We start from the raw sequence: 13975 nt of genomic DNA on the forward strand, positions 1-13975 counted from the left end.
AAACTACTCCTCAGTGCGATCCTTAAGCTGTCTGTCTAGGGTTATAATCTCAAGACCTAATTGCGCTGCCAGCAAAGCGTTGCCTGACCGCTCGGCGCGCAGCATTTCTTCTTTCTTGCGTTCAATTTCCTTAAATTGCGGTACCCTTATAATATCCCGGATATAAGCGTTCATCGTTGTTTCATCGAACGGAAAATCGCTGTCGATCATGAGAATCGATGCCGCTGTCCGCTCCAATCGATCATCCTGAAGCGTCGCTACGAAGCGGCTGGCATCCGATTCATGGCCTTGAGCATAATAAGCGTATAAGTAAGCAGCGAGCGCCGCATGATCCTCCATGTTAAACGCGTCTCCGATTCGGTTATGGACGGCTTCAGCAACTTCTTTGTCTCGCATCATGACGTACAGTAGCCTTCGTTCGGCATGCGTATAGGCCGGCAATATGGCTGGTGGTCCGGACGTACGGCGCTTTTCATTCCTACCATTATTCCACGAATTGTCGTTATTATCCCCTTGCGGTTTCTTTTTTTGCAGTTCCTGCACCTTACGGTGGCAATCCTGCTTCAGAGACTCGAGCGAGATGTCGAACTCGCGGGACAATTCCTTCAAATATACTTCGCGTTCAATTGGAGAACTAAGCTCCGCTACGATGTCCACCGCTTCCAGCAAGTAGTTTTTTTTGCCTTCTTCTTTTAGCAGTATATGGTTTTTCCTTGAATATATAAGCTTAAATTTTGTAATGGATACCGCCTGATCTACGATCTCGCGCAGAAACTCGTCCGGTCCGTATTCTCCTATATATTCGTCGGGGTCTTTCCCCTTGGGAAGTACCGCCACCGTCACTCTTAACCCTGCCGCTTCCAGCATTGGGATCGACTTGAGAGCAGCTGCTTGTCCAGCATCATCGCCGTCATAACAGATGATTGCTTCTTCCGCTTGCCTGCGAATAATGGCGCAATGTTCCTTGGTTAGCGCCGTTCCCATCGTCGCAATGCCGTTTTTCACGCCAGCGCTCCATGACTTGATGACGTCCATATAACCTTCGAATATAACTGCCTGCTTGCTCTTGCGAATAGCCGTCCGTGCATGATGCAGGTTATATACGATTTTGCTTTTCGTAAACAGCATCGTCTCCGGGGAATTCAAGTATTTCGGCTGTCCTTCGCCTATAATGCGCCCCGCAAACGCGGTCGTTTTGCCGTCTTTGTCCCATATCGGAAACATGATGCGATTACGAAACCGATCCACATAGCCGCTTCCATCCGTTTTAGCCGATAACAATCCGCCCTTCTCCATCAAGGCCAGGTCAAATCCGCGCTTCGCCAAGAAGTCCGCTAATCGATCCCATTCGTCAGTCGCGTAACCGATCATGAAGTGATCGATCAGCTTGTCGCTTAATCCCCGTTCGCGCAAATACCGCTTCGCTTCCACGCCCTGCTTCGAATTGTTCAGCATGTAATGATATAGCTTAGCTGTAAGCTCATGCGCTTCGATTAGCTTGGCCCGCTCGGCGTTCTCCGGATTATGGCTTCCGCCATCATCCGAGCTCCAGCTGCCTTGAACCGCGATGCCGGCATCCTCCGCTAGCACGCGAGCAGCTTCAGGGAAAGAATATCCCTCCAGCTCCTCCAGAAAACGAATGACGTTGCCGCCTTTCCCGCAGCCGTAGCAATAGAAGATTTGACGCTCGGGCGTTACGGTGAACGAGGGAGTCTTCTCGGAATGGAACGGACATAAGCCCTTCATATATTTTCCGTGCTTCGTGAGATGAACGTATTTTCCGACCGTCTCCACGATGTCATTATGCTTCAGAATCTCGCTAATGACCTCATCGGGTATTTTTGCGAATGTCATCGTTCATCACCTTCATCCTAGTAACACGTAAATAATATTCGCTATGCGTCATGTTTCTCCTGCTCAATTCGTAAAACTTTTGTCAACTTTTGTTGAAAACGCTCGCGATCGGCGTCGCTCATCGCTTTTGGTCCTTTCGTCTTGCCGCCGCTGCGCCTCCGTTTGGCAGACTCGTGACGGCGCTCCATCAAATAATCGATGTTTTCGTTCGTGTATTGCTCGCCGCGAGGCGACAATACGATTGCCGCTTTGCCGATGGCGATGCAAGCGAGCCCAAAGTCCTGCGTAATGACGATGTCGCCGGCCTTAATGTGATTAACGATGTACAAGTCCACCGATTGGCTGCTGCGGTCCACTTGTACAACCTCGATTCCCGGCTTCGCCTCTATACGATGATCGTACGAGGCAACCATCAGAACGCGAACGGAAAACGGCTTGACCGCATCCGCGATTTCTTGCTTGACCGGGCAAGCGTCCGCATCGACGACGACAGCCCTCTGCTTGTCCTTTAACATGTATCACCGCTCGTCTTTGATTTTCACATTTATACTGTACTATTATATACGGCAAATAACGAAAAAATCCTGCTTGCAGCGTATCCGGCATACGAAGCTAAGTTAACCTTACTTGTTCCATTATAAGACTTGCCGTTTCTTCGACCGCCCGATGCGATACGTCGATGACAACGCAGCCCAGCCGATTCATAATATCTTCGGCATAAGCCAGCTCCTTCTCGATCCGATCGGTCGTCGCATACGGTGCCGTGTTCGGCAGCCCCAGCGCCTTAAGGCGCTCCTTGCGGATAATGTTCAAGTAAGGAACGCCGATCGTCAGGCCGATAATCTTGCTTTTCGGGATCGTGTACAGCTCCGCCGGCGGCTTAATTTCGGGAACGAGCGGAACGTTGGCGACTTTGAATTTCTGATGGGCAAGATACATCGATAACGGCGTCTTCGAGGTTCTCGATACGCCTACCAGAACGATGTCGGCCTTGCGCACGCCGGAAGTGTCGCGGGCATCATCATACTTCACCGCGAATTCGACCGCCTCCACCTTGCGGAAGTAGTCCTCATCCAGCGCATGGTTAAGTCCCGGCTCCTGGCGCGACTTTCTTCCGGTCCGCTCTTCCAGCGTCTCGATGAAGGAGCCGAGCAGGTCGATCGCGACGACCCCGGCTTCTTCGGCCAGCTTCTTCACGCTATCGCGCAACTGGGGAATGACCAGCGTGTACAGCACAATGGCCCCGCATTGTTTCGCTTGTCCGATGACTCGCAGCAGTGCCAATTCATCGGTAATGAACGGCGCTCGGCGAATATCGGCGTTAATCGGATGAAATTGGGCGATCGCGGCGCGAACGACAAGCTCCCCCGTATCGCCGGCAGCATCGGATACGACATACACGATTACTTCGGACGTCGAATTAGACATTTAATCATCCCCTTGTGCGAGTTGGAATTGGCCGGTAACCGGCTTCAAGAAATACTCCCCGAATGGAAAATCTACCACACGAGTTTCGAGAAGTCGGCTATGGAAGAAACGTCCCTCGCTATAGCCGCTAACGTTGCGAGTCGGTTGTTCTTCACCGCTTCATCAGGCGACATGACCATGACTTTGTCGAAGTAAGCGTCAATGGATGGCTTCAGCGAAGACAGCAATTGAACCGCTAGCGCAATATTGCCTTCCTTGACGGCCGCTTCAAAACCTTCATGCTGCTCCGTCCATTTCGAGAACAGATCGGTCTCGGCCGATTCGGCGAAGAGCGCAGCAGATACTTCGAATACGGTTGCTTTCGATGCCAGATTGCATACGCGATTGAACGCTTCGACCGTTAGTTTGAATTCAGAACGTTCTTCGCCGGCGGCGAGCGATTGAATGACGGTTGCGCGTTCGATCGTCAGACCAAGGTCATCCAGACCAGTTGCCATAACCGCATCGACAACGTCGTAACGCACGCCATGCTCGGACAATACGTTTTTGATCCGGAGCGCGAAGAAGTCTGATAAGTCTTTACGGATGTCGGCACTGCCGCGTTTCAACCCCCGAGCTTCGTGTACGGATAATGCCGCTTCGTACAATTCGCTCAGCTTCAGCTTCAGGCCATGAGTCAATATAATTTGGACGATGCCCGCTGCTTGTCTGCGCAGCGCGTACGGATCTTGCGAGCCGGTCGGAATAATGCCGATCGAGAAACAGCCGACGATCGTATCGATCTTATCAGCCAAGCTTACGATAGCCCCCGTAATCGAGGAAGGAGCCCTGTCGCCCGCGAAACGCGGTTGGTAGTGTTCGTTAATCGCTTTCGCTACCGATTCGCGCTCGCCAAGCTTAGTGGCGTAATCTTCGCCCATAATGCCTTGAAGCTCGGGGAACTCGTAGACCATTTGAGTAACGAGGTCGAATTTGCAAATATCGGCTGCGCGGCTGACGTCGGATGCAGTCTGGCTGTCGGCATGAAGCTTGCCGCTCAGCAGATCGGCAGTAGCGCGAATTCTTCTTACTTTATCCGCAACCGTGCCGAGTTCCTCATGGTAAACGATATTTTCAAGCTTAGCGAGTGCCTGGGCAATCTCCAGCTTATGGTCTTCCTCGTAGAAGAACTTTGCATCGGACAGACGCGCTCTCAGTACCTTCTCATTGCCTTTGGCAACGAGCTCAATCGATCTGCGGTCGCCGTTGCGGACCGTTACGAAGTTAGGCAGAAGCTGGCCTTCCTTATTGAACACCGGGAAGTAACGCTGATGCTCGCGCATCGACGTAATAAGCACTTCCTGCGGAATGTGAAGAAATGCCGGATCAAACGTTCCGAACAGTACGTTCGGAATCTCAACGAGGAACAGAACTTCCTCCAGCAAATCTTCTTTAATGGCGATTTCCCAGCCTTTATCCGCAGCCAGCCCCTCGATCTGCGCAACGATCAGCTTCTCGCGCTCGGATACATCAACGATGACTTGCTGCTCGCGCAATTTCTCGGCGTATTGGCCCGCTTCTTCAATGACCGCTTCTCCGCCAAGGAAACGGTGTCCGCGAGAGACGTTGCCCGTTGCCACGCCCGTAATCTCAAACGGAATGACTTCCGCACCGAACATAGCGACTAACCAGCGAATCGGACGGACGAAGCGAAGCTCATGCGCGCCCCAACGCATATTTTTCGGGAACGACATTGAAGTGATCAGCGACGGCAATCCTTCCGGCAATACGCCAGCCGTCTCCACTCCTATGCTGCTCTTGCTTGCATACACGTATTCAACGCCGGCAAGCTCTTGGAAATAAAGCTGATCCGGTTCGACGCCTTGGCTGCGCGCGAAGCCGAGTGCCGCCTTGCTCCAGTTCCCTTGCTCATCCTGCGCGATCTTGCGCGAAGGGCCCTTCGCTTCCTCGTTCATATCCGATTGCTTCTCTGCGACATCGCGAATAAGCAATGCCAGACGGCGCGGAGTCGCGTACGCTACGACCTCGCCATGGGAAATGCGGGAATCGGCCAGCCATTTGACCATTTTGTCCTTCAACTGATTCATCGCGCCGCGCACGAAGCGTGCCGGCACTTCTTCAAGACCGATCTCGAGCAATAAATCTTTAGCCATTGTGCTCCACTCCTTTCTTCAGCAACGGGAATCCGAGACGTTCTCTCTTTTCGAGGTAAGTCGCCGCGCAAGAACGAGCCAAATTTCTTACGCGCGTAATATAGCCCGTTCTCTCGGTTACGCTGATTGCGCCTCGCGCATCAAGAAGATTGAACGTATGCGAGCATTTCAACACGTAATCGTAAGCGGGAAATACGAGCTTCCGCTCCATCGTCTTCTTCGCTTCCTCTTCGTACATATTGAACAACGTGAACAGCATGGCCGCATCGGATGTCTCGAACGTATATTTGGAATGCTCGAATTCGGGCTGTTTGAACACGTCGCCATAGGTTACGCCTTCGACCCACTCCAAATCGAACACATTTTCCTTTTGTTGGATATAGGATGCAAGGCGCTCCATGCCGTACGTAATCTCTACGGCGACCGGATTCGCGTCGATGCCTCCGACTTGCTGGAAGTACGTGAATTGCGTAATTTCCATGCCGTCAAGCCATACTTCCCAGCCCAGTCCCCATGCGCCCAGCGTTGGCGACTCCCAGTTGTCCTCTACGAATCGGATATCGTGATCCAGCGCATCGATGCCCAGACGTTTCAAGCTCTCTAAGTAAAGCTCTTGGATATTGTCCGGCGATGGCTTCAGAATTACTTGAAACTGGTGATGCTGATACAACCGGTTCGGATTCTCGCCATAACGCCCGTCTGCCGGGCGGCGCGAAGGCTCTACGTAAGCAACATTCCATGGCTCAGGGCCGATCGAGCGCAAGAAAGTCATCGGGTTCATCGTGCCCGCGCCCTTCTCGACGTCGTAAGGCTGAACGAGAATGCAGTTCTGTTCGGCCCAAAATTGTTGAAGCGTCAATATCATTCTTTGAAAATTCATCAAAACCGTCTCCTTCTTCCTCATTATTGTCCGTATAGGACCTTATCCTGCGCATCGGCGAAGGCGATGGCGATGGAATGCAAAAAACTCCCGCCTCTACGCCTGTTGCCAGACGTAGGGACGAGAGTTATATCCCGCGGTTCCACCCTACTTGGTTCCCTCGCCTCCGAGAAAACCCTCTTTTCGTTCGTCAGACTCCGGAACGCCCCTTCATCGCCATCGTTCGTCCGGGCTTTCACTGTCCCCGGCTCGCTATGCACGTCGATTGTTACGATTACTCTTTCCATCATAGTCCATATACATATTAGATTATTGTATTCCCTTTGCAATGCAATGTCAACTATAACGGTTTAAGACTAGCGGCTGCGGGATTCGTCTCTATGGGACGCTATAGCTGCCTTCCCATGCCCGCGCGTCTCAAGTAAATCCTTCATGCCCGCATTGCCCATCATAAGAACGCATACGAAGGCAAGACCGGCGGGCACGATCGACCATAGGAACGTAACCGATATCGATTCCGACAACGCGGCTATGATTTTATCCATTACCGGACCCGGAATTTCCGCGCGCTTCTCCGGAGAGAGCAGCTCCCGAGCATTATCGGTCATTGGCGCAGCGCCGCCGCTTCCGCCTCTGCTTGCGAACGCTTCGGTCATTCCGTTCGTAAAGTGATTGCGCTGAATGATGCCGAAGATCGTAATGCCGACCGTCATGCCAAGCGAACGGACGAAGGACATCGTAGATGTCGCGCTCCCGCGCTGGCGCATATCGAAATCGTGAATCGACGACATGCCGAGAACCGAGAAGGAGAAGCCGATTCCGAAGCCTGTGACGAACATATAGACGGATAGCAGGAAACGCGTCGTATCCGGCGTAATCGTCGACAATAATATAATGCCGGCAATAAAGATGACAGCGGATACAGTCATTATGCTGCGATAAGATATTTTATTGGCTAGAAATCCGCCAAGCTGCGCGGCGAATACGGAACCGAGTGTCATTGGCAGCAGAGTTAAGCCCGCACTTACTGCGGTACCCCCGAATACGCCTTGCACGAACATCGGGATATACAGAGCCGCCGTAATGAATGCCGCCCCGTAGAACAAACCTGCTCCCGTACTGCTGGCGAACAACCGTTTCTTGAACATGCCGAACGAAATGATTGGCTCCTTCGCCCTCGTCTCCACGAAGAAGAAAGTAATCAACAGTACGGCGAAGCCCGCGAACAGGCTAATAATTTGCGCAGAATCCCATGCATATTCATTGCCGCCCAGTTCTAACGCGAACATTAAGCAAACGATCGAGCCGACAAGCGTCGACGCTCCCCACCAGTCGATAACTTGCTTCGAGTGGGACAACGATTCCTTGTAATAGATAATAATGAAAGCCAGTGCAACAAGACCGATTGGGATGTTGATGTAGAAAATCCAGCGCCAATTCACATACTCCGTCAAATAAGCGCCGGCAAGCGGCCCGAATAAGCTCGAAGTGCCGAATACGGCACCGAAGAGACCGCCCATCTTTCCCCGTTTCTCAGGCGGGAAAATATCGAATACGATTGCGAACGCGATCGGCATCATCGCGCCGCCACCAATGCCTTGGATCGCGCGGTAAATCGTAAGTTGAGTAATCGATTCCGCCGTTCCGCATAATACGGAACCAATTAGAAATAAGGATATGCCGAGCACGAAAAATCTTTTCCGTCCGTACATATCGGACAGCTTGCCGAAAATAGGCATTCCCGCCATTTCCGTAACGAGATAGGCGGACGTTACCCAAACGTATTTGTCCAGGCCGCCAAGGTCGGACACGATTGTCGCCATCGCCGTCGATACGATTGTGTTATCGATCGAAGCGACTAGAATGCCGAGCAGCAAGCCCGCGACAACGAAACCAAGTCTGCTTTGTTTTGCTGACATAATGTCATTCCCTCCATCATTTTGTAGATAGGCAACCAACATCAACTAGCATACTGTATCGAATGGCGGCATGTAACCATCGATAGCAGTAGCGCCGTCTCCGTCTTAAGAAGTAGGCTCTATTCGGGCGGACTCAGCTTATCGAGCTGATCGAGAAAGTTTCTGGACTTAAGCTGCAAGCTCATGTGCGTATCCATAAGCTTGCGCATGCATACTTTCAGCTCTTCTTTTGTCTCCGGCCTTACTTGAATTTGGCCCAATCGTCGCATATCCATCCTGCGGAATAGCCGCAGCAGTTTATAGGCTCCTTCACTAAGCAGCATAGCGAAAGGATCTTTGCCCGTGCATCTTGAGCATAATACCCCGCCAGCGTATGGCGATAAGCGGAACGGCCCTACGACGTTGCCGCAATGTACGCATTGGTCAAGCTCAGGCGCATAGCCAGCCGAGTCAAGCATCCTCATTTCGTATAGATGCGCGACAATCTGCAAATCCTTGCCTTCCTCAAACGCCGACAAACAAGCCTTCAATTGCTCGAAATGATAATTGCCGACTTCATCGTCCTGCAAGGCCCGATCCGTGAGCTCGACTATGTAAGCCGCATACGCCGTCTTATCAAGCTGCTCACGCAAAAGATGGTGAGATTCAATAATCTCACCATGGTTAAGCGTTCCGAGACCGCTCGTACGAAAGTAAACAAATTCACCATATGTAAAAGGCTGCGAAAGCGATCCGTGCTTGCTCTTCACCTTTTTTGCGCCGCGAATAAGGACGCCGACCTTGCCATTCGTATTCGTCAGAAGCGTTACGATTTTGTTGCCTTCCCCGTAATCCATGCTTCGAATAACGATTCCTTCCACTCGATAGAGCATATGGTTTCCCCTTAAAGCGTAAATGGCTTACACCGTCCCATACGGTGTAAGCTCATTTTCGCACTGAAATGAAGTGCGGTCATTAGACGGCATCTAGCTAGAGCTATCCTCTAATTCCATCATGGCAAAATCATCGTGTTCTCCAGCTTGCGCGACGCCTTGTTCCAGGGCGCCCATTTGATCCATTTCTTTGTACAGCATGAAGGATTCGACATCCCCGGTCAACGTAAAATACTTCCACGAAAAATCTCGCATTCGTATCCATCCCTTTCCGTGTCGGAAATGCTGCTCCAGACAGTATTAGGATGCGATAAAGATTCGAAGTCTATCCTTAACAAAATACGTCAACGAAGGTCAATCATGCCTGAAGCCGAGATCTTTAAGAACCCGTTCCTGGTTCCGCCAATCCTTCTTCACCTTCACCCACAGCTCAAGGAATGTCCGAGAGCCGAGCAACGCTTCAATGTCTTTGCGAGCCTGCTTGCCGACTTCCTTCAGCAGCTCGCCGCGCTTGCCGATAATAATCCCTTTCTGGGAATCCCGCTCAACAAATATGACCGCTCCGATATATACGACGCCATTGTCCTGCACCTTCATATCCTCTATGGCTACCGCAATCGAATGCGGAATTTCCTCGCGAGTCATATGCAGTATTTTCTCGCGGATAAGCTCCGACACGACGAACTGCTCCGGATGATCCGTAATCTGATCCGCAGGATAGTATTGCGGCCCTTCCGGCATATAACGCGACAATTGCTCGATAAGCGTGTTAACGTTATTGCCTTGCAGCGCGGAGATCGGAATAATCTCGGCAAATTCGAACAGCTCGTTATATTGCGTAATCATCGGCAGCAATTGCTCCGGTTGAACCTTGTCGATTTTGTTCATGACGAGAAATACCGGCGTCTTCACTTTCTTAAGCTGCTCGATAATGAACCGGTCTCCGCCTCCAAGCCCTTCCGAAGCATCGATAAGGAACAAAGCCGCTTCCACTTCCTTCAAGGCGCTCTCTGCCGTCTGCATCATGTAGTTGCCCAGCTTCGATTGGGGCTTATGAATGCCCGGTGTATCAAGAAAAACGATTTGCGTATCGTTCGTCGTATAGACCCCGTGAATTTTGTTGCGAGTCGTTTGCGGTTTGTCGGACATAATCGCGATCTTCTGTCCGATGAGATGGTTCATCAGCGTCGACTTGCCGACATTCGGCCGTCCGATAATCGCTACGAACCCGGATCGAAACTTGCCTTTGCCGTCTCCGCGGTTATTCGATGGTTGTTGATTCATAATAGGTTTTAGCTTTCCCCTTTCTCTAATGAAGCAGGCGTGAACGCCCCTGGCAATATCGCGGACACCGTGGACATCGTCCATTGTCCGTTCATATTGCCCATAATAACCGGCATATCCGGCGAGCATAGTTCTACCAGTACCTGTCGGCATATGCCGCATGGCGCAATCGGCCCTTCCGTATCGCCAATAACGGCAATCGCTTGGAATTGGCCGGGACGCTTGCCGTCGGCGACAGCGCGGAAGAGCGCAGTCCGCTCCGCGCAATTCGTCGGCCCGTAAGCGGCATTTTCGACGTTGCAGCCATAATGTACATGTCCTTCGTCATCGAGCAAAGCCGCTCCGACTTGAAAGTTCGAATAAGGCACATAAGCGCGTTCCATCGCTTCCTTAGCCGAGTGCAGCAACGTTGTATAAGCTTCCGATAAACCTTCATAAATCATTGTAACATACCTCCCGCGATTTCAATGCGTCTATTATTCAAAGCATAGCCGCCATAACGGCGGGCCTAATAGAATCAGTCCAATAAAGACTGCGGCAATGGCCGCAAGAAGTACGGCGCCAGCCGCGACATCCTTGGCCGTCTTGGCGATCGGATGGATGTCGGGGCTGGCTAGGTCCACTGCTTGTTCAATTGCCGTATTTACCATCTCCGCGCAGATGACGAGCGCGATTGCCAACAATAGAATTGCCCAGTCCTGCCGCGGTAATCCGACTAATACACTAATGCCGCAGGCTAGTGCCGCGGCAATTAGATGAATTCTCATATGCAATTGCGTCCGTATGGCAAACCATATGCCTGTATTCGCAACAGATAAGCTGTGGATGAACTTGCGCATTAGCGTGATAAGCCAGCTTGCTGCAGCACGGCTTCCTGCTTCGCCGTCATTTCCGCTTCACCGGCTTCATCCTGGTGATCATAGCCGATCAGGTGAAGGAAGCCGTGAACGAATAGAAAACCGATTTCCCGCTCCAGGGAATGGCCGTATTCTTCGCTTTGGCGTACCGCCGTCTCGGCCGATATGATTATATCGCCAAGCATGCCGGAAATCGGGTCAATCTCATCCTCGGTCTCTACTTCGAAAATAATGTTCAGCTCTTCCACGCCATCGTCCTGCATCGCGAAGGAAAGCACGTCGGTAGGACGGTCGATATTGCGGTATTCAAGATTGAGCTTATGAATCTCCTCATCGTCCGTGAACGTGAGCGTTACTTCGCCATCCGCAATGCCTTCCTTCTCGCCTGCAATGCGAAGCAGCTGCTCCAGCCTGCCGATCCACGCCTCGGGGATGTCTACCTTCTGCTGCTCATTGCTCCAATCCAGCTGCAAGCTCATGCCAAACGCTCCTTTGATTTCACATCATCGGGATATTCAATACGCGAGTGGAAAATACCAATAACGCTTTCCTTAAGCGACTGCGCGATTTTGTCCAATTCTTTCAGCGTCAGATCGCACTCGTTGTACTGATTATCGTCAAGTCTGCTTTTAATTATTTTGTGAATCATCGCTTCTATTTGTTCGACAGTCGGATTGCGCAAGCTTCTTACCGCCGCCTCCACGCAATCCGCGATGCCGACAACGGCCGCTTCCTTCGACTGCGCCTTCGGACCGGGATAACGGAAGTCGTCCTCGGTAAAGGTAGGGGGGGTGCCTTGCTCTTCCGCTTGCTTATAAGCTTTGTGATAAAAATATTTGAGCGACGTCGTCCCGTGATGCTGCTCGGCGATATCGCGAATCGGCTTAGGAATATTATGTCCCTTCAGCAGATCGACGCCGTCTCTGGCATGCGCGACGATGATCGATTTGCTCAGCTTCGGATCAATGGTATCATGCGGATTCTCGATATTCGTCTGGTTCTCTATAAAGTAGTTGGGCCGCTTCGTCTTCCCGATGTCGTGATAGAACGAGCCAACCCTGCAAAGCAAGCCGTCTGCCCCTATCGCCTCTGCAGCGGCCTCGGACAAATTGCCGACCATAACGCTATGATGGTAAGTGCCCGGCGTCTCGGTCAACAGTTTGCGAAGTAGCGGATGATTCGGATTCGACAGCTCCACGAGCTTAAGCGCCGACAAAATGCCAAACGTAATTTCGAAGAACGGCATAAGTCCGATAACGAGAACCGCAGTCACGAGTCCGCTTGCGAATGCGAACGACACCGAGTAAATGAACGGCATGCGCTCTAGCTGCTCGTTTAGCAGCATCATCGCGATAACGGATAACGAACCGAATAAGCTGACCATGATGCCAGCCTTCAAAATTGTCGAGCGTTGGCTGGCCCGATGAATCGAGAAGATCGCGGCGAACGATACGGCGATAATGAAGAAGCCGTATTCGAAGTCGAATATTTGATGCTGCGACGTATTCAGTAGGATACTGCCCATGATCGCGAACAGAATCGAGCTAACGATCGCCAGATGGATATCGAGAAGCAGCGTAATGAGCATCGTTCCCATTGCCGCCGGCGCAAGGAAGCCCACGTAAGCAGCCGAATCGGTCTGCGTTAGCGCCACGATCTGAATCGTAATCATATTTATCAGGAAAACAAGCCACAGCATAAGCAGTTGCGAATTATTGTACTTCGGCTTAATGCCGTTAATACTGCCGGAATTATGCAAATAGGCGAATAGTAGCACGGTAAACATAATCGACATTATCAAGAGGCCTAGCTGCGGCCAATAATTTTTCTTGTCCTGCAGAAGCGATGAGTCGACGAGAAGCTGGTACAGATCCGGTGTTATCGTCTGCCCGCGCTTGACGATCAGGTCGCCTTCCTTAATGATGACGGGCGGCGTATTCTGCTTCGCCAGCGCCTTCGCGTCGTCAGTCGCTTGTTTGTCCAAAAACTTGTTCGGCATAATCGAGAACCTGGCTAGCTCCTGAACGATTTCCCGGCTTGTCCGGTTCGCGAGCGAACTCGCATTAACGAGCTCCGCTACTTGCGTACGGGCCGTCTCTGCCTCCCGGAGCTGCTCGCTGGTCAGCTTGCGTACGATGTCCCGGGCAACGTCCCGCATCTCCGCCAGTTCTTCGGCCGTTAAATTCGGCATCTTGTAAAAGGCTTCCTCCGGAATCGTATACTGCTGATCTTTGGCGATAACCGACATTTCCTCAAGGAGCGCATCGTTATATGTCCCCTTGCCCTTATTCGCCTTAACGAAGCTGTCAATATAAGCGGAATAGCGGCCCGGAATTTCATTGCGATAGATGTCGATCTTGTTCTGCGTCGACACCTGGTCATCCATATTCAATTGCTCGATACGAACGAGAATTTGTTCTACAAGCGCTTCATTGCGGAGCGGAACGATCGAGTAGATCGTATCGATTCGCTCCGCTGCGTCCTCCTCCGCTTGGCGAGTGGCTTTCTCGTCCTTAATCTGGAACGGCGCTTTAATGTCCTTCTCGCTAACCGCGCCTTCTTGTATATCATAGGTTTCCGGAACCAAATGAGGCGCTAGGCTGAAATAAAACAGCAGGACGAACAAACACAGCAGCACCCACTGCACGGCCTTGCTCTGCTTCCAGCGAGCCGATCCGAGCGACTGAGAGACGCCTTGCTGCTTGTCCGCTTGTGTTTGGTTCATGCA

Annotated in this window: 13 protein-coding genes; all 13 read right to left on the bottom strand. The window is 51.7% G+C overall.

Features of this window, described 5'->3' with window-relative positions; translation table 11 throughout:
* Nucleotides 1–3 precede the first annotated feature (3 nt).
* The 13 genes from dnaG to J2T14_RS02530 all read right to left on the bottom strand — a co-directional run bounded on the left by dnaG (nucleotide 4) and on the right by J2T14_RS02530 (nucleotide 13972).
* Complete coding sequence (gene dnaG, locus J2T14_RS02470; protein ID WP_307201842.1) at nucleotides 4–1854, bottom strand: DNA primase; 1851 nt, start codon at nucleotides 1852–1854, stop codon at nucleotides 4–6.
* A 41-nt stretch (nucleotides 1855–1895) separates the two neighbouring features.
* Nucleotides 1896–2369 (bottom strand): YaiI/YqxD family protein, encoded by a 474-nt coding sequence (locus J2T14_RS02475; protein ID WP_307201844.1) that lies wholly within the window; start codon nucleotides 2367–2369, stop codon nucleotides 1896–1898.
* 97 nt (nucleotides 2370–2466) lie between these two features.
* Nucleotides 2467–3282: a pyruvate, water dikinase regulatory protein gene (locus J2T14_RS02480; protein ID WP_307201846.1), complete on the bottom strand. Its 816-nt coding sequence runs from the start codon at nucleotides 3280–3282 to the stop codon at nucleotides 2467–2469.
* A gap of 71 nt (nucleotides 3283–3353) precedes the next feature.
* A complete protein-coding gene (glyS, locus tag J2T14_RS02485; RefSeq protein WP_307467377.1) occupies nucleotides 3354–5435 on the bottom strand; it encodes a glycine--tRNA ligase subunit beta in 2082 nt (693 codons plus the stop codon).
* Complete coding sequence (gene glyQ / locus J2T14_RS02490; protein WP_307467379.1) at nucleotides 5428–6315, bottom strand: glycine--tRNA ligase subunit alpha; 888 nt, start codon at nucleotides 6313–6315, stop codon at nucleotides 5428–5430. The genes glyS and glyQ overlap by 8 nt, the downstream gene beginning before the upstream one ends.
* Nucleotides 6316–6671: 356 nt before the next feature.
* Complete coding sequence (locus J2T14_RS02495) at nucleotides 6672–8234, bottom strand: MDR family MFS transporter (protein WP_307467382.1); 1563 nt, start codon at nucleotides 8232–8234, stop codon at nucleotides 6672–6674.
* A gap of 119 nt (nucleotides 8235–8353) precedes the next feature.
* A complete protein-coding gene (gene recO / locus J2T14_RS02500) occupies nucleotides 8354–9106 on the bottom strand; it encodes a DNA repair protein RecO (protein WP_307201853.1) in 753 nt (250 codons plus the stop codon).
* A gap of 93 nt (nucleotides 9107–9199) precedes the next feature.
* Nucleotides 9200–9361, bottom strand: coding sequence for a YqzL family protein (locus J2T14_RS02505; protein ID WP_307201855.1), 162 nt, complete (start codon nucleotides 9359–9361; stop codon nucleotides 9200–9202).
* Between the two features lie 99 nt (nucleotides 9362–9460).
* Nucleotides 9461–10390 (bottom strand): GTPase Era, encoded by a 930-nt coding sequence (gene era / locus J2T14_RS02510; protein WP_307467385.1) that lies wholly within the window; start codon nucleotides 10388–10390, stop codon nucleotides 9461–9463.
* Between the two features lie 8 nt (nucleotides 10391–10398).
* The gene (gene cdd, locus J2T14_RS02515; protein WP_307201859.1) at nucleotides 10399–10833 is read right to left on the bottom strand and encodes a cytidine deaminase; all 435 of its coding nucleotides are present in this window, start codon (nucleotides 10831–10833) and stop codon (nucleotides 10399–10401) included.
* Between the two features lie 33 nt (nucleotides 10834–10866).
* Nucleotides 10867–11229: a diacylglycerol kinase family protein gene (locus J2T14_RS02520; RefSeq protein WP_307467388.1), complete on the bottom strand. Its 363-nt coding sequence runs from the start codon at nucleotides 11227–11229 to the stop codon at nucleotides 10867–10869.
* The gene (ybeY, locus tag J2T14_RS02525; protein ID WP_307467391.1) at nucleotides 11229–11726 is read right to left on the bottom strand and encodes an rRNA maturation RNase YbeY; all 498 of its coding nucleotides are present in this window, start codon (nucleotides 11724–11726) and stop codon (nucleotides 11229–11231) included. The genes J2T14_RS02520 and ybeY overlap by 1 nt, the downstream gene beginning before the upstream one ends.
* A complete protein-coding gene (locus tag J2T14_RS02530) occupies nucleotides 11723–13972 on the bottom strand; it encodes an HD family phosphohydrolase (protein ID WP_307201863.1) in 2250 nt (749 codons plus the stop codon). The genes ybeY and J2T14_RS02530 overlap by 4 nt, the downstream gene beginning before the upstream one ends.
* Between the last annotated feature and the right edge of the window lie 3 nt (nucleotides 13973–13975).

It is taken from the genome of Paenibacillus harenae, from assembly GCF_030812415.1.
Classification (GTDB): Bacteria; Bacillota; Bacilli; order Paenibacillales; family Paenibacillaceae; genus Pristimantibacillus; species Pristimantibacillus harenae_A.